Genomic DNA, 17,179 nt, shown 5'->3' with positions numbered 1-17,179 from the left:
GGGAATGGCGATCCGCCTATTCCGCCATCGCGGGCGCGGCCATCAGCGCGTCGGTGAAGCGCTTGCGCCACCACATCACGTCCTCGCGCTCCACGCCATCCATCATTGCCCGCCATCGCCGGATGCGTTCCTCGCGCGGCATGCGGAGCGCCTGAAGGATCGCGTCGCTGATCTCCTCCGCGCTATAGGGATTAACCAGCACCGCTTCCTGCATCTGCTCGGCGGCGCCGGCGAAGCGCGAGAGGATCAGCACGCCCGGGTCCTCGGGATCCTGCGCGGCGACATATTCCTTGGCGACCAGGTTCATCCCGTCGCGCAGCGGAGTCACCAGTCCGATCTTGGACGCACGGAACACGCCTGCGAGCACGTCGCGCGCATAGCCCTGGTTGACGTAGCGGATCGGCACCCAGTCGAGATCGGCGTGCGCGCCGTTGATCCGGCCGGAGAGCCCCTCCAGCGTGTTGCGGATCTGCTGGTAGCTCTGGACCGACGCGCGCGACGGCGGCGCGATCTGGAGCAGGAAGACTTCCTTGCGAGTCTCGGGATGCTCCAGCAGGAAGCGCTCATACCCCAGGAACCGCTCCTCCAGTCCCTTCGAATAGTCCAGTCGGTCGACCCCGACGATCATCGCACGGCCCACCGCGCTTCGCTGCATGTCTTCGAAAGTGCGCTGCGCGGTATCGCTGTGCGAGAGCGCGCGGAACTCGGTCGCGTCGATTCCGATCGGGCAGGTGATCACGCGCACGCTCCGGCCGCGGTAGCGGATCACGCCGTCTTCCTCCTCGGCGCCCATCTCCAGCCTGGCGAAGTCGCAGAAGGACTGGAGCCATTCGTCGGTATGGAAGCCGATCACGTCATAGGCGAACAGCGTCTCGACGAGCTCGTTCGCCTCGGGAAGCGTGGCGAGCAGCCGCCGCGGCGGCCAGGGCGTGTGGAGGAAGAACCCGATGCGGTTGCGGCAGCCGCGGTTGCGCAGCTCCTGCCCCAGCGGGATCATATGGTAATCTTGGATCCACACTGCGTCCTCGGCCTCGATCAGCGGGCGCACTGTCTCGGCGAAGCGCTCGTTGACGCGCTGGTAGCCACCCGCGAAGCCCCGCTCATATTCGGCCAGGTCGATCCGGTAGTGGAACAGCGGCCACAGCGTGCGATTGGCATAGCCGTTGTAATATTCGTCGATGTCCTGCTCTTCGAGATCGACGGTTGCGGTGGTGTAGCCGTCGCCGCGCTGCAGGTTGACGTGGCCGTTGAAGCTCTCGGTCTGCTCCCCCGACCAGCCGAACCAGATGCCCCCCATCTCGTGCAGCGCCGCCTGGAGCGCGACCGCCAGGCCGCCCTGGGCACCCGAGTGCGAACCCTGCGGCGCGCTGACGCGATTGGATATGACGATCAGACGGCTCAACGGATCGAACTCCACGGTTTACTCAGCAGGACCGCGCAATTGATCATGCCCACGAGCGAATAGGTCTGGGGATAGTTGCCCCATAGTTCCCCGGTTAGGGGGTCGATATCCTCCGACAGCAGCCCGGCCGCGGTCCGCCGGCTCAGCATCTCCTCGAACAACGCACGGGCGTCGGCGCTACGGCCGGTGAAGTGCAGCGCCTCGATCAGCCAGAAGGTGCAGACGTTGAACGCAGTCTCGGGCAGGCCGAAGTCGTCCTCGGTCGCATAGCGCAGCATATGCGAGCCGCGGCGCAGCCCCGCTTCGACTGCCTCCAGCGTTCCCACGAACCGCGGGTCGTCGGGCGAGAAGAAGCGCAGGTCGAGAAGCTGGATCAGGCTCGCGTCGAGATCGTCGCCCGCGAAGGTTGCCGACATGCGCCGCGTGCCTTCGCGCCACGCCTCCTTCTCGATCCGCACCCGGATCAGATCGGCGCGGTCCTGCCAGAAGGCACGACGCGCCTCGATTCCCAGTGCCTGCGCCGCGTTGGCCAGCCGGTCGCACGCCGCCCAGCACATCGCCGCCGAATAGGTGTGGACGCTCTGCCGCGTCCGCAACTCCCACAGGCCCGCGTCGGGCTGGTTGTGATATTCCCAGGCCCGCTCGCCGACCTTCTCCAGCGCTTCGAAATCTTCGACCCCCGCCATGCGGAACAGCCGCTGATCGAAGAACGCCTGGGTGTTGGAGAGCACGATCTGCCCATAGGCATCGTGCTGGACCTGCTCATAGGCCTGGTTGCCGACGCGGACCGGCCCCATGCCGCGATACCCCGTCAGCGCCTCGGCGAACCGCTCCTCGAGCACTGCTTCGCCCAGCACCCCGTATAGCGGCTGGATGTGTCCGCCGCGGGCGCCGTCCACGATGTTGCGCAAATAGACCAGATAGCCTTCGAGCACGTCGAGCGCGCCCAATCGGTTGAGCGCCTGCACCGTGTAATAGGCGTCGCGAATCCAGCAGTAGCGATAATCCCAGTTGCGCTGCGAGCCGGCGTGCTCGGGGATCGACGTGGTGAGCGCGGCGACGATCGCACCGGTCTCCTCGTGCTGGCAGAGCTTGAGGCTGATCGCGCAGCGGATCACCACTTCCTGCCATTCGAGCGGGATAGCGAGGCCGCGCACCCACTCGCGCCATTCGCCGTCGGTCTCGGTCAGCATCGCATCGAGCGTTGCGGCGATGTCGCTGTCGAAGCTCTCGTCGGGGCCCAGGAAGAAATGCAGCGGCCGCTCGATCCGGAACGCGCGCTCCTCGTGCACCATACCCACCGGCGCGGTGGTGGTGAGGCGCATCGTCATTTGGGCGAGCTGGTAACGGATATGGTTGGACCCGCCGATCCGCTGTCCGCAGCCCCCGCCCCAGCCGCAGGTGGGCCGCAGCCGCACCCGAATGCGGGGGCTGCCGGCGAGCGGCCGGACGATACGGGCATAGGCCACCGGCCGGTAGGTCCGTCCCTTGCGGCGGAAATAGGGGCAGAAGTCGATCACTTCGATCGCATTGCCGTCGCCGTCGGTATGGCGGCTGACCAGGATCGGCGTGTTGCGGCGATAGCTCTGCTCGACACTCACGCAGCCTTCGAGCTCGATCGCCCAAAAACCCGTCGCCTCATCCGCCGTCGGTTCGACGCCGCCCACCAGTGCGGAAAAGAGCGGATCGCCATCGACGCGCGGCACGCAGCCCCACACGAAGCGGCCGGCACGATCGACGAGGGCGCTGACCTGGCAATTGCCGATCGGCCAAAGATCGAGATCGGTCACGCCGCCTTGCCGCAGGCAGCCTCGAGCCAGCCAAGCGTCGCCTCTACGCTGTCGAGCCGATAGCGCGCGGCAGTCGGGCGCGCAGGCCCGACGAGAATTCCGGCCCCGCCCAGCGCTTCGGCGGCTGCGAAGCCTGGTTCGTCCGTAAGATCGTCGCCCATGAAGACCGGACGCGTGGAGGCCAGTTTCGGTTCCGTCATGAGTGTGCGGATCGCCGTGCCTTTGTCACCTCCCGATGCCCGGACCTCGACCATCATTTTGCCCGGTTGGAGATGCAGGCCGTGCGCACGTGCGAGCGCCTCGGCAAGCGCCTGCGAAGCGCCTTCCTCGTGCGGCGCTTCGCGGAAGTGGAGCGCCACGCCGAGCGGCTTTTCCTCCACCAGCAATCCGGGCCGCTCCGCAGCGAGGCGGCGCATCGCGTCGAGCACCGCATCGAGTCCGGGGGGGCGCTCGACGGGGGCGCTGCGCCCGTCGATCCAGCGGTATTCCATGCCATGGCTTCCCACCACATTGACGATCGGCTCGCCGAAGAACGCGACCAGCTCCCCGGCCGGGCGGCCGCTGATCAGCGCGACACGGCCGTCGAGGCGCTCGATCAGCCGGCGCATCAGCGCGCGAAGCCGTGCGTCTACGGCGACCGCATCCGGGCGCTCGGCTATTTCGACGAGCGTGCCATCGAAATCGAGGAAGAGACTGGCGCCATCGAGCAGATCGGCAGGCGGCGGCGGAGCGAGGAGTTCTTTCGCAGGCACGGAATGCCTCTGGCCCATTTGGGCCGGGATGAAAACCCGCACCGGCCGGCGTTTACGACCAACGGCACACAGATGGGCGCTGCTAGCGGCTCCATTCCTGATCCGCTTGGCCTTAGCTCTCGGCGGGCTGATGCTGCACTGCGACGATCCGCAGTTTCCCTGCATTGAACCGCGAAGCCGGGCTGGTTACCACGCCATCGGGGCAAGCCGATCGGGGTGGGAGTAGATGGCCGAGTTCTTTATTTTCGTCTACGCGCTGCTGGCGATGTTCGTGATCTTCGCGATGCAGCGCAACAAGCGCGAGCAGCGCCCGAACTCGCCGATGGTGACGATGGTCGGCTGGGGCCTATTCTCGCTTTCCTCGACGCTGGCGTTGCTGCTGGGCGCCGTGGCGCTGGCGCTTGCGATGGGGATGCATATGCAGCTCCCGGCGGGCTTCGAAGCGCCGATCTTCTAAGGCCCCGTGCCGCTTTACGAAATCGGCGGAAAAACGCCCCGGATCGCTTTGGACGCCTGGGTGGCGCCCAGCGCCGATCTGATCGGCGAGGTCGAGCTCGCCGCGCTTGCCAGCGTCTGGTTCGGCGCCGTTATCCGCGCCGACAACAGCCGATCCGAGTCGGCGCGCGCACCAATATCCAGGAAGGAGCGATGCTCCATTCCGATCCCGGCGCGCCGTGCACGCTGGGCGAGGACGTGACCGTCGGCCACCACGCGATCCTCCACGGATGCACGATCGGTGATCGCGTGCTGATCGGCATGGGCGCCACCGTGCTCAACCACGCTGTGATAGGCGAAGATTGCCTGGTCGGCGCCGGCGCGCTGGTGACCGAAGGCAAGGTCTTCCCGCCCGGGCATCTGATCGTCGGCGCCCCTGCCCGTGCCGTCCGGCCGCTCGACGACGCCCAGAAGGCGCTGCTCAAGGCCTCGGCTGCGCTCTACGCCGCCAAGCAGCGCGAATATGCCGCGGGGCTCAAGCGAATCGATTGAGCACCCGATTCGCCCGGAGCCGGCATTCCGGCCGATTTGCCCCGCGTCGCATCGCCCGCCTGCCGTAGCGTCCCGTTCGCCGCTCTCGACAGCGGTCCGCGCACCGCTACACATTTCGGCATGGCTCTTCCTCCGCTCTTCGATCGCCTGCGGCTTCCCGTGATCGGCTCGCCGCTGTTCATCATCTCGGTTCCCGATCTGGTGATCGCCCAGTGCAAGACAGGGATCGTCGGATCTTTCCCCGCGCTCAACGCGCGCCCCGAAAGCCTGCTCGACGAATGGCTCCACCGGATCACCGAGGAGCTGGCGGCCTGGGACCGCGAACATCCCGATACGCCCGCCGCGCCCTTCGCCGTCAATCAGATCGTCCATCGCTCGAACCCGCGGCTCGAGCACGACGTCGCGGTCTGCGCCAAGTGGAAGGTGCCGATCGTGATCACGTCGCTCGGCGCCCGCCCCGAGCTCAACGACGCCGTCCACAGCTGGGGCGGCATCACGCTCCACGACGTGATCGACAATCGCTTCGCCCACAAGGCGATCGAGAAAGGCGCCGATGGGCTGATCCTGGTCGCAGCGGGCGCAGGCGGCCATGCCGGGCGGCTCAATCCCTTTGCCTTCGTCCACGAAGTTCGCGAGTGGTTCGACGGGCCGCTGGTTCTCTCGGGCGCGATCGCCACGGGCCGCGCAATCCTTGCCGCGCAGGCCGCGGGTGCCGACCTGGCCTATATCGGCTCGCCCTTCATCGCCACCGAAGAGGCCAATGCGATCCCCGCCTACAAGCAGGCGATCGTCGACGGCACTGCCGAGGACATCGTCTATTCGAACCTCTTCACCGGCGTGCACGGCAATTATCTTCGCCAGTCGATCCTCAACGCCGGGCTCGATCCGGACAAGCTTCCCGAAAGCGATCCCAGCGCGATGAACTTCGGCGGGGCCAAGGCATGGAAAGACATCTGGGGCTCGGGCCAGGGCATCGGCGCCGTCCACGCCGTCGAACCCGCCGCGGTTAGGATCGAGCGCCTCAAGGCCGAATATGCCGCCGCACGCGCGGCGCTTGCCTGATCCGCCCGGGGATCGCGGTCAGAAAGAAGTGGCGAGCCGCTCGAACATGCTGCGCGCCGGGCTCGACACGGGTTCGGGCTCGTCCAGGGATTGGTCGAGCCGCGCGACGCGGCGATGGAGTTCAATGCTCGTGCGGATGATGCTCGCCGCCTGATCGGGCATCGCCGCCACCGTCTCCTCGTCGGTCTCGGGCGCGGTCCCCAGCCGGCGCGAGGGGGCACGCGCTTCGCCCGGTGCGAGCTCGCCCGCGTCGACCGCACGCTGGGTGAGCAGCCAGGCGATGACGTGCATCAGCCGCGTGGTGACCTTGAGCGACTCGCACGAAAAGGCGACCCGGCCGAGACCGTCCATCGTCTCGCGATCGTCGCGCCCCAGCTGGTCGAAATAGCCGCGCGCCTCATCGGCAAGCAGCATCGCGTCGACATAGAGCGAGTCGATCAGGCGGCGGTGGATTCGAGATGCGGCCTTGCTGTCCATGGCGCGCTCTAGGTGCCACAGGCGCCTAGGCAACAAAATGCTTAATTTCGCCGATTGCGGCGTGCCGCGCCGCGGCGCGGGATCAGGCGATGATGTCCGGGATCAACTGGTCCTCCAGCAGGGCGATCTCGTCGCGCAGCTTGAGCTTGCGCTTCTTGAGGCGCGCGATCCGGAGCTGATCCGCACCGCTGCCGGCAAGCAGCGCATCGATCGCGACATCGAGGTCGCGGTGCTCCGATCGCAGCGCTTCCAGCTTCCGCCGGATCTCGCCCTCTTCCATGGCACATCCCCCTCACCGGCTCTCGTGCACGAGCTACAAGGCCTCCGCAACGGGCCATCGCGCCTTTTCCGCAAACCGTCGATTGGGGCAAGATTCGACTCGCGACAAACGCGGCGAATCGTGGTCTAATCCGTTCCCCCAGCGAACCCTGAAGGAGGACTGCTTCCATGCAGAACGCGCATCAGTCAGCACTCAATGCCAAGCATTCGATGCTGGACCAGCGAATCGCCAGCGAATCGCAGCGACCTCTTCCTGACCAGATGCTGTTGGCGGAGCTGAAGAAACAGAAGCTGCGCGTCAAGGAAGCGCTGGCCCGCTAAGGCGGTTACCCACAGCTTTGTGGTGGGGTGTGGCCGCAAGGCCGCACCCTGAGAGCCGAAAATCCGCTGTTCAGCGGCGTTTGGCGGCCGGGACGGCGGAATCCGCAGCCCGTTTGCCGCTGCTTGCGGGTTTGCGTGCCCGCAGCGGATCGATCGGGTCATCGAATCCCACGCCGACTCGCCCCTCGGCGGACCAGGCGACGCGGCCGCTGACCCAGCCGACGTCATGCACTTCGACCGCGACGGCCGTGCCGCGCGCGAGCGGCTCGGCGTGTTCGGCCATCAGCCCGCCGGCAGAAAGGTTGCGCACGCGCACCTGCTCTGGCGGGTTCTCGCCGACTCGGAACTGCGCGACCAGCAGCAGGCTGGCGCGCGGAGCGGCGCGCTGTTCGCCGAAATCCTCGGCCGAAAGTGCCGCCGTGAAGTGCTGATCACGCTGGTCCATCGATGCCGCCGCAAGCAATTATCTCGCGCCGGCTATAGGCCTGCAATCCTTACCCAATCCGTTAACCCGCTCCCGCAGGAGCATGCGGATCAAACATGACCGGTCCCGCTATTCGTCGCGCGAGACCTTCTCGTTGCGCTCGTGGCGCTCCTGCGCCTCGACCGTCATCGTGGCGATCGGCCGCGCCTCTAGGCGGGCCAGCGAAATCGGCTCACCGGTGACTTCGCAATAGCCGTACTCGCCTTCGTCGATACGGCGGAGCGCTGCGTCGATCTTGGAGATCAGCTTGCGCTGGCGATCGCGCGTCCGCAGCTCGATCGACCAGTCGGTCTCGCTCGAAGCGCGATCGGTGAGGTCGGCCTCGCGCAGCGAATCTGCCTGGAGCTGATTGAGCGTTCCCGCTGCCTCGCGATAGATCGCATCCTTCCAGGCATGCAGCTTGGCGCGAAAATATTCGAGCTGCCGCGGGTTCATGAACGGTTCGTCGTTGTGCGGCCGGTATCCGTCGTCACCGTCGTTCGCCGCATCGGGAAATTTGTTGGGTTCCTCGAAACGATCCAAAACTGTCGCCATCCCCACTCTCCACGCACCGGTCGCCCAGTAGCCAAGCCCCAGATGACCGCCTGTCTGCCCGAGCGCCCTATACTTTCGCGCGAGCCGGTAAACAAGCGCAGGATTTGCAACCGACTCCGCCAAATCCCCCATATTCAGAGGGATATTGACGATTCCTGAACCAATCGCGGCCGCTTTACGGCGGACGGGCAAGTTGCCGGCCAATATTCGAGTCGTGCTAAACCCCCTGTCTACAAAGACAAACGCCCGCTCCGGAGCGCTCCGGAGCGGGCGGCTGAAAAGGATCGAAGAACAGCGCAAGCAGCGGCCGACGCCTGGCTCCCGGCGCAAATCGCCGGGCTCAATCCGCCTTGAGCAGCGCTTCCTCGATCTGCGGCACGGTGTGCCCGGTTAGATTCTTGTCGATCTCGGCGGTGATCCGATCGGCGACTTCCGCATGGTAATGTTTCCTGAGCTCGCCCAGCGTGCGCGGCGGCGCGACGATGATCAGCGACTCGAACTCGCCCCGCAGCGCGCGATCCTTGAGCAGTTCCGCGGCTTCGGCGGCGAACCGGTCCTCTTCGAGCTGGTGGAAGTCGACTTCCTCCATGTTCCCCGCGCCCCATTGCGCGCCAGAGGTCCGCGTCCCCATCGCGCCGCCGGCAAGGTCGGTCGCCTGCTCGTGGTGATCGGGATTGTGCTTGTCGATCACCTTCTTCTCGACCTGCAGGTTCGGAAACTCGGCATCGCCCTCGTTCCTCAGGAACAGCATCTTCCGGCCATCCGCGACCATCACGACGGCATCGTGCGGAACCTGCATTTCACGTCTCCTCTTCTCGTTCGCAGGACATGAACGCCGCGGTTCGGCTCAGGGTTGCGCGGGCCCTGCCCCGCCGTCATAGGCAGGCGCCATGCACGACATCCGCTCCATCCGTGAGAATCCCGAGGCTTTCGACGCCGGCCTCGCCAGGCGTGGGCTCGAGCCGCTCGCCGCCACGCTGCTCGCGCTGGACGAGCGCCGCCGCGCGCTGGTGACCGGGATCCAGACCGGCCAGGCGCGCCGCAACGAGGCTTCGAAGGCGATCGGCGCGGCCAAGGCCCAGAAGGACGAGGCGACCGCGGCTTCGCTGATGGTCGAAGTCTCCGCGCTCAAGGAGCGCCTGCCCGCGCTGGAAGCGGAAGAAAAGGCAGTCGGCGAGGATCTCGAATCGCGCCTTGCCGCCCTCCCCAACCTGCCGCTCGCCGACGTGCCCGAAGGCGCCGACGAGAACGACAATGCGCTGGTTCACGAGCGCGGCACCCGTCCGGAATTCGGCTTCGAACCGAAGGAGCACGACGCGATCGGCCCTGCGCTCGGGCTCGACTTCGAAACCGGCGCGATGCTCTCCGGCTCGCGCTTCACCTTCGTGCGCGGCCATGCCGCCCGGCTCCATCGCGCGCTCGGCCAGTTCATGCTCGACACGCTGTCCCGCGAGCACGGCTATGAGGAGGCGGTGCCCCCCGTGCTCGTCCGTTCGGAGGCGATGTTCGGCACCGGCCAGCTTCCCAAGTTCGCCGAGGACAGCTTCCAGACCACCGACGGCCGCTGGCTGATCCCCACCTCCGAAGTGAGCCTCACCAACAGCGTCCGTGAGCAGATCCTGAGCGAGGAGGCGCTGCCGATCCGGCTGACCGCGCTCACCGCCTGCTTCCGCTCCGAGGCGGGCGCCGCGGGCCGCGATACGCGGGGCTATATCCGCCAGCACCAGTTCGAGAAGGTCGAGATGGTCTCGATCGTCCCTCCCGACCAGTCCGACGCCGAGCACGAGCGGATGACCGGCTGCGCCGAGGACATACTCGCCAAGCTCGGCCTCGCCTTCCGCCGGATGAAGCTTTGCACCGGCGACATGGGCTTCTCCGCGGCGCGGACCTACGATCTCGAAGTCTGGCTGCCCGGCCAGGCGCGCTACCGCGAAATCTCGTCCTGCTCGACCTGCACCGATTTCCAGGCGCGGCGCATGAACGCGCGCTACCGGCCCGAGGGCGAGAAGGGCACCCGCTTCGTCCACACGCTCAATGGCTCGGGGCTGGCAGTCGGCCGCACGCTGGTCGCCGTGATCGAGAACTATCAGCAGGAGGACGGCTCGATCGCGGTGCCGGAGGTGCTCCAGCCCTATCTCGGCGGGCTCAACCGGCTCGAACCCGCGCGCTGATGCGCATCCTCGTCACCAACGACGACGGCATCCACGCCCGCGGCCTCGCCGTGCTCGAGCGGATCGCAGCCGCCTTCTCCGACGACGTCACCGTCGTCGCGCCGGCCGAAGAGCAATCGGGCAAGAGCCGCTCGCTCACCCTCACCGAGCCGTTTCGCGTCCGCCGCCTGGGCGACAAGCGCTTCGCGGTGCGCGGCACGCCCACCGATTGCGTGATGTTCGCGCTCGCCGAGGCGATGAAGGATGGCAAGCCCGATCTCGTCCTCTCGGGCGTCAACCGCGGCGGCAACCTCGCCGAGGACGTGAGTTATTCGGGCACCGTCTCCGCGGCGATGGAAGGCGCGCTCGCCGGCATCCGTTCGATCGCGCTCAGCCAGCGCTACGCCCAGACCGGCATGGGCGACCGCGTCTCGTTCGACACTGCCGAGGCGTGGGGTGAGCGGGTGCTGCGTCCGCTGCTCGATCTCGACTGGGCACCGCGCACGCTGGTCAACATCAACTTTCCGCCCGTCGATCCCGGCGAAGTGAAGGGTATCCGCGCGGTGTCGCAGGGGCTGCGCGACTATGGCCGCGTCGGGCTCGACAAGCGCGTCGATCCACGCGGCTTTCCCTATTATTGGCTCGCGATGGCGCGCCTGCCCCACTCTCCCGAGCCCGACACCGATCTGGAGGCGATCGAGCAGGGCTATGTCACGGTCACCCCGCTCCACCTCGATCTCACGCATCGCGCGTCGCTCGAAACGCTCCGGGCCGCTTACGGCTGAACGCTCGCAGCGACGGCTATCTCTGGTCACGCCGGCCCGTTGCCCGTAGAGCGGAATCGGGCAATGAAGAGGGGCTGATGATCGCGCTTTCCGGCAATCCGCTTTCGAAGCCGCCTGCCCGCTAGGCCATGGCGATCACCACACCCGCGACGCTCAAGCGCAAGTCCAGCCTGCCGGTATGGGTCTCGATCGCCTGGCGCGTGCTCACGGTGCTGGGGCTGCTCGCGCTGGCGGTGGGCGTACACTGGATCGAGCGCGACGGGCTCAAGGACACTGCCGACGGGCACGTCAGCTTCCTCGACATCCTCTACTTCACGTCGATCTCGGTCACCACCACCGGCTATGGCGACATCGTTCCGGTCAGCAATTCGGCGCGGATGTTCGACGCGTTCGTGGTCACCCCGATCCGCGTGTTCGTGGTGCTTCTCTTCCTCGGCACGGCGTATAATTTCGTGCTCAAGCGAACCTGGGACAAATGGCGCATGGCTCTGATCCAGCGATCCCTTTCGGGACATATCATCGTCGCCGGCTTCGGCACCACGGGATCGGAAACGGTCGACGAGCTGATCGCGCGCGGCACCGCGCCGGGTGACATCGTCGTCATCGATCTCCACGAGGAGCACATCGCCCGCGCCCAGGCATGCGGCTGCATTGTCCTCCAGGCGGATGCGACTCGCGATCAGGTGCTCAACGACGTCCACATCGGCACCGCCCAATCGATGATCGTCTGCGCGGGCCGCGACGACACTTCGATCCTGATCACCCTCACCGCGCGGCATCTGGCCCCCGCGATTCCGATCAGCGTGATCGTCCGCAACGAGGATAATGAGCTTCCCGCGCGCGCGGCCGGGGCCACCACGGTGGTGAATCCGGTGAGCTTCGCCGGGCTGCTGCTCGCCAGCTCGTGCCACGGCACGCATCTGTCCGATTATCTGATGGACCTCGCCTCGATCCACGGCCGCGTCCAGCTCACCGAACGTCCGGTGCGCGAGCATGAACTGGGCAAGCCGCTGTCCGCCATCGCGACAGGTCTCGGCCTCCGCATCTATCGCCAGGGCCAGCCCTACAGCTTCGCCGATCCCGAAGCGGCCTCGCTGGCGGCAGACGACACGATCATCGAGATCGTCACCGCCACTTGACGCCGCCGCGCGGCCGGCAATGGTCGCGCGATGACCGAACGCCTGCTGCCGATCGCGCTCCTGCTCGGCTCGAACATCTTCATGACTTTCGCCTGGTATGGCCATCTGCGGTTCAAGGCCGCGCCGCTCGCGCTCGTCATCGTCGCGAGCTGGGGCATCGCCTTCATCGAATATTGCCTCGCCGTACCTGCCAACCGCTGGGGCAGCAGCGTCTATTCCGCAGCCCAGCTCAAGGGGATGCAGGAAGTGATCACGCTCAGCGTGTTCGCCGTCTTCTCGATCCTCTACCTGGGGCAGAAGATCACCGCCAACCACCTGATCGGCTTCGCGCTGATCGCGGCGGGCGCGTGGTTCCTGTTCCGAACGCCCGCGTGATCACGCCCGTCAGCTGAGCAGATGGAGCGCCACGCCCATCACCAGGAACACTGCGAACCAATGGCCCGCGTCGATCAGGAAATGCTTCAGCGTCGCCTGCTGGAAGAGATAGTTGACCGCCATCGCGGGGAGGACGAAGCCCAGCGCGATCCCGCCCGCCACCATCGTCGCGGTGCCGAGGCTGGTGCTGCCATAGGTGCCGAGCACATGATCGAGCACGAACGCCATCAGCAAATCGAGCAGGAACGTCAGCCCGAACAACACCGCCGGGTTGCCCCCGCCCGCCCTGATCTGCTCTTCGGTGAGGCCGCGCGCCTCGATCCATGCCTTGCCGAACAATACGCTGTACCAGACGGCGCCCACGCCGAACCCCGTGACGGCTGCGACCAGGATCGCTACCCAGTGAATATCCGTACCCATCGGCTTTCCCCTCCCGTTTGTTACGGTGGCGGCAGGATACGCCTTTCGACATTCGCTAGCAATTTTCGCGAAAATCCCTATGTCGCGCGCCAATCATGGCAACCAAACTCCCCGAGTCCCCTCGCATAGGGATGGTGTCGCTCGGCTGTCCGAAGAACCTCGTCGACAGCGAACGCATCCTCACCAAATTGCGCAGCGACGGCTATGCGATGTCGCCCGACTATGCCGGCGCGGACGTCGTGCTGGTCAACACCTGCGGCTTTCTCGACTCGGCCAAGGAGGAGTCGTTGGAAGCGATCGGCGAGGCGATCGCCGAGAACGGCCGCGTCATCGTCACCGGCTGCATGGGCAAGGAAGCCGAGGTCATCCGCGCGCGCTTCCCCAATGTGCTCGCGGTTACCGGCGCGCACCAATATGAGGAAGTCGTGGGCGCGGTGCACGAAGCGGCGCCGATGCCGCCCTCGCCCTTCGTCAATCTCGTCCCCGATGCTGGGCTCAAGCTCACGCCGCGCCACTACAGCTATCTGAAGATCTCCGAGGGCTGCAACCACCGCTGCGCCTTCTGCATCATCCCGAGCCTGCGCGGCGATCTCGTCAGCCGGCGTCCCGACGCGATCCTGCGCGAAGCCGAGAAGCTGGTCGAGGCGGGGACGAAGGAACTACTGGTCATCAGCCAGGATACCTCGGCCTATGGCGTCGACATCCGCAAGGAGCCGCGCATGTGGAAAGGCCAGGAAGTGGTCCCCCACATGACCGATCTCGCCCGCGAGCTCGGCAAGATCGCGCCCTGGGTGCGGCTCCACTATGTCTACCCCTACCCCCATGTCGACCAGGTCATCCCGCTGATGGCCGAAGGGCTGATCCTCCCCTATCTCGACATCCCCTTCCAGCACGCCTCGCCCAGCGTGCTGCGCGCGATGAAGCGCCCGGCTAACGAAGCCAAGGTGCTCGAGCGCCTCAAGGGCTGGCGCGCGATCGCCCCCGACATCACGATCCGCTCGACCTTCGTCGTGGGTTTTCCCGGCGAGACCGAGGAGGACTTCCAGTACCTCCTCGACTGGCTCGACGAAGCTCAGCTCGACCGCGTCGGCGCGTTCCGCTTCGAGCCGGTCGAAGGCGCCCCGGCCAACGATCTCCCCGGCGCCGTGCCCGAGGAAATCAAGGAAGAGCGCTACGCCCGGATCATGGAGAAGACCGCGGCGATCTCCGCCGCCAAGCTCCAGGCCAAGATCGGTCGCACGCTCGAAGTCCTCATCGACGAAGTCGGCGAGGAAGGCGGCGCCACCGGCCGCAGCCAGGCCGATGCCCCGGAGATCGACGGCGAAGTCTTCCTGCGCGATGCCGGCCACCTGAAGCAGGGCGACATCGTCCAGGTTCACATCGAAGACGCCGACGAGCATGATTTGTTCGGCGTTTCCTTAACCCCTCACAGCGAGATTGCATGAGCTATAACAGCACCTTTCAAGACCGGATGAAGAGCAGCGCCGAAGCCAAGAAGAAGGCGCTGGAGAAGCTGCGCGCCAAGCCTGCGCTCGATCCTGCGGTGGTCGCGGAGCGTCAGGCCCGCCGCGCCGCCAAGGAAGCAGCCGAAGCCGAGAAGCGCGAAGCCAAGCGCCGCGCGATCGAGGAGGAAAAGGCCGCCAGGATCGCCGCCGCCGAGGCCGCCGAAGCAGCAGCCGAGGAGGAGAAGGCTCGCCTCGAAGCCGAGCGCAAGGCCAAGGCGCCGCCGACCGCGACCGAGCTCAAGGCACTTCGCGACGCGCGCTACGCTGCCCGCAAGGCCCGCGTTCTCGGCCGCTGAACCGCCTCGACTCCGGTGGCTTAGAGGCTAGGGTGCGCCCGAGCCGAACGCCACCGGAGACGCCATGCGCAGCCTCTTTCTAACCGCCGCCCTCCTCTTCGCCGCCCCGGTCGCGGCCCAGCCGCTCACCGCCGACGAGACCGCCAGTGTCGACAAGATCGTCGCTGACGCGCTCGCCGCCACCCAGGTGCCCTCGGCATCGGTCGCGATCGTCCGCGACGGCAGGATCGTGTTCGCCAGAGCTTACGGGAACCAGGGCCCGACCCTCCCCGCCGCCACGCCCGACGCGCGTTACCACATCGCCTCGATCTCCAAGCAGTTCACCGCCGCGGCGATGCTGCTGCTCGAGGATGAGGGCAAGCTGAGCCTCGACGACACGATCGGCAAATATCTGCCCGGCGTCTCGGGCGGCGCTACCGTCACCATCCGCCAGCTGCTCAGCCACACTGCGGGGCTGCAGGATTATTGGCCGCAGGATTACAGCTTTGCAGCGATGGAGCAGCCCGCGACCCCGCAGGCGATCCTCGACCGCTGGGGCAAGAAGCCGCTGGATTTCGCGCCCGGCACCCAGTGGCAATATTCCAACACCGGCTATGTCGCGGCCGGCATGATCATCGAGAAGGTGACCGGCGAGCCGCTGCTCGCCTTCCTCGACCGCCGCATCTTCAAGCCGCTCGGCATCAAGCCGCTCGATCAGGACGTCGCCACCGGCAAGGGCTATCCCACCGGCTATCGCCGCAATGCGCTCGGCCCCGTGCGCCCGATCAAGGTTCCCGCCCCCGACTGGATGTTCGCCACCGGCGAGCTCGCGATGTCGGCGACCGACCTCGCCAAATGGGACATCGCCCGGATCGACCGGAAACTGCTCCCCGCCGACGACTGGATCGAGCAGGAGAAGATGATCCGCCTCGCGGACGGCAGCCCCGCCAACTACGGCCTCGGCGTCTCGCTCGGCACGCGCGGCGAATACAAGCAGGTCAGCCATGGCGGCGCGGCGGTCGGCTTCCTCAGCTCGAACATCGTGATCCCCGACGCGCGGATCGCAGTCGTGTCGCTGGTCAACGGCGATTTCGGCAACGCGCATTCGAGCATAGCCAACAAGATCCTCGACGTCGTCCTCCCCGCCGCCAGGGCAAACGACGACGACGCATACCGCGCCACCCTCGCCCGCGAAGTCTACGCAGCGATCCAGCGCGGCGAGCTCGATCGGTCGCGACTGACCGAGAACGCCAACTATTATTTCACCGCCGAGACGCTCGCCGACTATCGCGACAGCCTCGGCCCGCTAGGCGTCCCCACCAGCTTCGAGGCCCTGGGAGGCCCGCGGCTGCGCGGCGGCTTCGTCAATCGCAACTACCGGATCGGCTATCCGGGCCGCTCGCTCACGCTGATCACCTATGCCGAGCCCGGCCGCGACGGAAAGGTCGAGCAGTTCATGATCACCCCGGCGAGCTGATGCGCGCCGCGCTGCTCCTGCTCGCCGCACCCGCCGCGCTTTCTCCGGCGAGCGCGGCGCCGCAAGCCACGGGCACGACCTCCATCGATCCGCTGACGGTGCAGGACGATGACTTCGCCCGCCACCGCGCGGCAGCCGAGTGGAAAGGGCTGAAGGTCAGCCAGCTCGAGTTCCGCGAGGAGCGCGCGGCCTGGCGGCTTTGGCGCATCGCCAGCATTGGCCAGCCCCGCGGTCCGCTCTGGTTCGTGCCGCACGACAATGAGAATGCCGGATTCGAGGCCGCGCTGGTCGCGGTACGCCGCTATGGCGGAACGATCATTGCAGTCGATGCCGGCGTCGCCGACGACGGCATCCGCATGAACCGCGCGGTCGATTACGGCCGCGCGGTCGATCCCAACCGCAATTTCGACACCGCGCTGCCCGGCTATGCCCGTCGCATCCTCGCCGATCTGCGGCCCGGCATGCCGGTGATCGCGCTCCACACCAACGGCCGCGGCTTCGACACTTCCGAATCGCGCTGCAACAGGTCCGATCCGCCCGGCAACGGCGTGATCTCGATCCGCTACTGCGACGATGTGCTGACCCCCAGCCCGTCGCGCAGGCGCGCCTGGCCGTGGGACGATCCGGACACCGTCGCCTTCGCCCCCTATCGCCCTGCGGCCGGACCCAATTCGGCCTTCTGCGGCAGGCAGATGATGCAGGCGGACTTCAACGTGGTGTTCGAACGGGTCGTCACCAGCGATCGTTCGCTGTCCAACTACGCCGTGCTCCACGGCATCAACTATCTCAATTTCGAGACGCTCGAACGCGGTGTAGAGCCCGCCGCGCTGGCGCAGAGCCGCGACCGGCTCGTCCACATCATCGACCGCGCGCTGGCCATGTGTGCGCCCGCCGTTCGCCGTCTGCCGTGAAAAACTACGGGTGCCCGGTCTAGCCCTGCGCCGCATCGGACCCTAGATCGTCAT

General features: G+C 66.7%; 20 protein-coding genes and 1 pseudogene. 12 read left to right on the top strand and 9 right to left on the bottom strand.

Annotation, left to right across the window (positions count from 1 at the left end; all coding sequences use genetic code 11):
• Window positions 1-16: 16 nt before the first annotated feature.
• From ACMGDH_RS17995 to otsB, 3 genes are read right to left on the bottom strand one after another with little or no spacing between them, the layout of a single operon-like run.
• Window positions 17-1,402, bottom strand: a complete 1,386-nt coding sequence (locus ACMGDH_RS17995) for an alpha,alpha-trehalose-phosphate synthase (UDP-forming) (protein ID WP_436829353.1) — start codon at window positions 1,400-1,402, stop codon at window positions 17-19.
• The gene (locus ACMGDH_RS17990) at window positions 1,399-3,192 is read right to left on the bottom strand and encodes a glycoside hydrolase family 15 protein (protein WP_436829352.1); all 1,794 of its coding nucleotides are present in this window, start codon (window positions 3,190-3,192) and stop codon (window positions 1,399-1,401) included. Before ACMGDH_RS17990 ends, ACMGDH_RS17995 begins: the two co-directional genes overlap by 4 nt.
• Window positions 3,189-3,944, bottom strand: a complete 756-nt coding sequence (gene otsB / locus ACMGDH_RS17985) for a trehalose-phosphatase (protein WP_436829351.1) — start codon at window positions 3,942-3,944, stop codon at window positions 3,189-3,191. The genes ACMGDH_RS17990 and otsB overlap by 4 nt, the downstream gene beginning before the upstream one ends.
• Window positions 3,945-4,170: 226 nt before the next feature.
• Between otsB and ACMGDH_RS17980 the strand changes: the two genes are divergently transcribed.
• From ACMGDH_RS17980 to ACMGDH_RS17970, 3 genes and pseudogenes are all read left to right on the top strand, one after another.
• A complete protein-coding gene (locus ACMGDH_RS17980) occupies window positions 4,171-4,401 on the top strand; it encodes a hypothetical protein (protein ID WP_436829350.1) in 231 nt (76 codons plus the stop codon).
• Between the two features lie 6 nt (window positions 4,402-4,407).
• A pseudogene (locus tag ACMGDH_RS17975) lies at window positions 4,408-4,931 on the top strand (gamma carbonic anhydrase family protein).
• A gap of 120 nt (window positions 4,932-5,051) precedes the next feature.
• Window positions 5,052-5,993, top strand: coding sequence for an NAD(P)H-dependent flavin oxidoreductase (locus ACMGDH_RS17970; protein ID WP_436829349.1), 942 nt, complete (start codon window positions 5,052-5,054; stop codon window positions 5,991-5,993).
• Window positions 5,994-6,011: 18 nt separating this feature from the next.
• Here the strand turns inward: ACMGDH_RS17970 and ACMGDH_RS17965 are convergent, their stop codons facing one another.
• Window positions 6,012-6,470, bottom strand: coding sequence for a DUF1465 family protein (locus tag ACMGDH_RS17965; RefSeq protein ID WP_436829348.1), 459 nt, complete (start codon window positions 6,468-6,470; stop codon window positions 6,012-6,014).
• Window positions 6,471-6,552: 82 nt separating this feature from the next.
• Window positions 6,553-6,750 (bottom strand): YdcH family protein, encoded by a 198-nt coding sequence (locus tag ACMGDH_RS17960; protein WP_436829347.1) that lies wholly within the window; start codon window positions 6,748-6,750, stop codon window positions 6,553-6,555.
• Window positions 6,751-6,917: 167 nt separating this feature from the next.
• Here ACMGDH_RS17960 and ACMGDH_RS17955 point away from each other — a divergent pair, with 167 nt between their 5' ends.
• The gene (locus ACMGDH_RS17955) at window positions 6,918-7,070 is read left to right on the top strand and encodes a YdcH family protein (RefSeq protein ID WP_436829346.1); all 153 of its coding nucleotides are present in this window, start codon (window positions 6,918-6,920) and stop codon (window positions 7,068-7,070) included.
• Between the two features lie 70 nt (window positions 7,071-7,140).
• On the opposite strand, the gene ACMGDH_RS17950 is transcribed toward ACMGDH_RS17955, so the two are convergent.
• The 3 genes from ACMGDH_RS17950 to ACMGDH_RS17940 all read right to left on the bottom strand — a co-directional run bounded on the left by ACMGDH_RS17950 (window position 7,141) and on the right by ACMGDH_RS17940 (window position 8,887).
• Window positions 7,141-7,515 (bottom strand): PilZ domain-containing protein, encoded by a 375-nt coding sequence (locus tag ACMGDH_RS17950; RefSeq protein ID WP_436829345.1) that lies wholly within the window; start codon window positions 7,513-7,515, stop codon window positions 7,141-7,143.
• A 108-nt stretch (window positions 7,516-7,623) separates the two neighbouring features.
• A complete protein-coding gene (gene dksA / locus ACMGDH_RS17945) occupies window positions 7,624-8,088 on the bottom strand; it encodes an RNA polymerase-binding protein DksA (RefSeq protein WP_436829344.1) in 465 nt (154 codons plus the stop codon).
• Between the two features lie 340 nt (window positions 8,089-8,428).
• On the bottom strand, window positions 8,429-8,887 hold the full coding sequence (locus ACMGDH_RS17940; protein ID WP_436829343.1) for a host attachment family protein: 459 nt from the start codon (window positions 8,885-8,887) through the stop codon (window positions 8,429-8,431).
• A gap of 91 nt (window positions 8,888-8,978) precedes the next feature.
• Here ACMGDH_RS17940 and serS point away from each other — a divergent pair, with 91 nt between their 5' ends.
• From serS to ACMGDH_RS17920, 4 genes are all read left to right on the top strand, one after another.
• Window positions 8,979-10,259 (top strand): serine--tRNA ligase, encoded by a 1,281-nt coding sequence (gene serS, locus ACMGDH_RS17935; RefSeq protein WP_436829342.1) that lies wholly within the window; start codon window positions 8,979-8,981, stop codon window positions 10,257-10,259.
• A complete protein-coding gene (gene surE, locus ACMGDH_RS17930) occupies window positions 10,259-11,023 on the top strand; it encodes a 5'/3'-nucleotidase SurE (RefSeq protein ID WP_436829341.1) in 765 nt (254 codons plus the stop codon). Before serS ends, surE begins: the two co-directional genes overlap by 1 nt.
• A gap of 128 nt (window positions 11,024-11,151) precedes the next feature.
• Window positions 11,152-12,162 (top strand): potassium channel family protein, encoded by a 1,011-nt coding sequence (locus ACMGDH_RS17925; protein WP_436829340.1) that lies wholly within the window; start codon window positions 11,152-11,154, stop codon window positions 12,160-12,162.
• 30 nt (window positions 12,163-12,192) lie between these two features.
• Window positions 12,193-12,537 (top strand): DMT family protein, encoded by a 345-nt coding sequence (locus ACMGDH_RS17920; protein ID WP_436829339.1) that lies wholly within the window; start codon window positions 12,193-12,195, stop codon window positions 12,535-12,537.
• Between the two features lie 9 nt (window positions 12,538-12,546).
• Here ACMGDH_RS17920 and ACMGDH_RS17915 read toward each other — a convergent pair whose 3' ends face one another.
• A complete protein-coding gene (locus ACMGDH_RS17915) occupies window positions 12,547-12,957 on the bottom strand; it encodes a DUF1761 domain-containing protein (RefSeq protein ID WP_436829338.1) in 411 nt (136 codons plus the stop codon).
• A 95-nt stretch (window positions 12,958-13,052) separates the two neighbouring features.
• Here ACMGDH_RS17915 and rimO point away from each other — a divergent pair, with 95 nt between their 5' ends.
• From rimO to ACMGDH_RS17895, 4 genes are all read left to right on the top strand, one after another.
• A complete protein-coding gene (gene rimO / locus ACMGDH_RS17910; protein ID WP_436829337.1) occupies window positions 13,053-14,402 on the top strand; it encodes a 30S ribosomal protein S12 methylthiotransferase RimO in 1,350 nt (449 codons plus the stop codon).
• Window positions 14,399-14,758: a DUF6481 family protein gene (locus ACMGDH_RS17905; protein ID WP_436829336.1), complete on the top strand. Its 360-nt coding sequence runs from the start codon at window positions 14,399-14,401 to the stop codon at window positions 14,756-14,758. The genes rimO and ACMGDH_RS17905 overlap by 4 nt, the downstream gene beginning before the upstream one ends.
• Window positions 14,759-14,822: 64 nt before the next feature.
• Complete coding sequence (locus tag ACMGDH_RS17900; protein WP_436829335.1) at window positions 14,823-16,214, top strand: serine hydrolase domain-containing protein; 1,392 nt, start codon at window positions 14,823-14,825, stop codon at window positions 16,212-16,214.
• Entirely contained in the window at window positions 16,214-17,125 is a 912-nt protein-coding gene (locus tag ACMGDH_RS17895) for a hypothetical protein (RefSeq protein WP_436829334.1), read from the top strand. The genes ACMGDH_RS17900 and ACMGDH_RS17895 overlap by 1 nt, the downstream gene beginning before the upstream one ends.
• The last annotated feature ends 54 nt before the right edge of the window (window positions 17,126-17,179 follow it).

Source organism: Sphingomonas radicis (assembly GCF_051400635.1).
In the GTDB taxonomy this organism is placed as follows: Bacteria; Pseudomonadota; Alphaproteobacteria; order Sphingomonadales; family Sphingomonadaceae; genus Sphingomonas.
The sequence above is the reverse complement of the archived record's forward strand: the minus strand, read 5'-3'. Positions and strand labels throughout refer to the sequence as shown.

Coding starts and splice junctions, on each gene's coding strand:
- ACMGDH_RS17960 (WP_436829347.1), bottom strand. CDS start 6,750: ATGGAAGAGGGCGAGATCCGGCGGAAGCTGGAAGCGCTGCGATCGGAG.
- ACMGDH_RS17895 (WP_436829334.1), top strand. CDS start 16,214: ATGCGCGCCGCGCTGCTCCTGCTCGCCGCACCCGCCGCGCTTTCTCCG.
- ACMGDH_RS17970 (WP_436829349.1), top strand. CDS start 5,052: ATGGCTCTTCCTCCGCTCTTCGATCGCCTGCGGCTTCCCGTGATCGGC.
- rimO (WP_436829337.1), top strand. CDS start 13,053: ATGGCAACCAAACTCCCCGAGTCCCCTCGCATAGGGATGGTGTCGCTC.
- ACMGDH_RS17965 (WP_436829348.1), bottom strand. CDS start 6,470: ATGGACAGCAAGGCCGCATCTCGAATCCACCGCCGCCTGATCGACTCG.
- ACMGDH_RS17920 (WP_436829339.1), top strand. CDS start 12,193: ATGACCGAACGCCTGCTGCCGATCGCGCTCCTGCTCGGCTCGAACATC.
- ACMGDH_RS17980 (WP_436829350.1), top strand. CDS start 4,171: ATGGCCGAGTTCTTTATTTTCGTCTACGCGCTGCTGGCGATGTTCGTG.
- ACMGDH_RS17955 (WP_436829346.1), top strand. CDS start 6,918: ATGCAGAACGCGCATCAGTCAGCACTCAATGCCAAGCATTCGATGCTG.
- serS (WP_436829342.1), top strand. CDS start 8,979: ATGCACGACATCCGCTCCATCCGTGAGAATCCCGAGGCTTTCGACGCC.
- ACMGDH_RS17915 (WP_436829338.1), bottom strand. CDS start 12,957: ATGGGTACGGATATTCACTGGGTAGCGATCCTGGTCGCAGCCGTCACG.
- ACMGDH_RS17900 (WP_436829335.1), top strand. CDS start 14,823: ATGCGCAGCCTCTTTCTAACCGCCGCCCTCCTCTTCGCCGCCCCGGTC.
- ACMGDH_RS17940 (WP_436829343.1), bottom strand. CDS start 8,887: ATGCAGGTTCCGCACGATGCCGTCGTGATGGTCGCGGATGGCCGGAAG.
- dksA (WP_436829344.1), bottom strand. CDS start 8,088: ATGGCGACAGTTTTGGATCGTTTCGAGGAACCCAACAAATTTCCCGAT.
- ACMGDH_RS17905 (WP_436829336.1), top strand. CDS start 14,399: ATGAGCTATAACAGCACCTTTCAAGACCGGATGAAGAGCAGCGCCGAA.
- ACMGDH_RS17950 (WP_436829345.1), bottom strand. CDS start 7,515: ATGGACCAGCGTGATCAGCACTTCACGGCGGCACTTTCGGCCGAGGAT.
- surE (WP_436829341.1), top strand. CDS start 10,259: ATGCGCATCCTCGTCACCAACGACGACGGCATCCACGCCCGCGGCCTC.
- ACMGDH_RS17925 (WP_436829340.1), top strand. CDS start 11,152: ATGGCGATCACCACACCCGCGACGCTCAAGCGCAAGTCCAGCCTGCCG.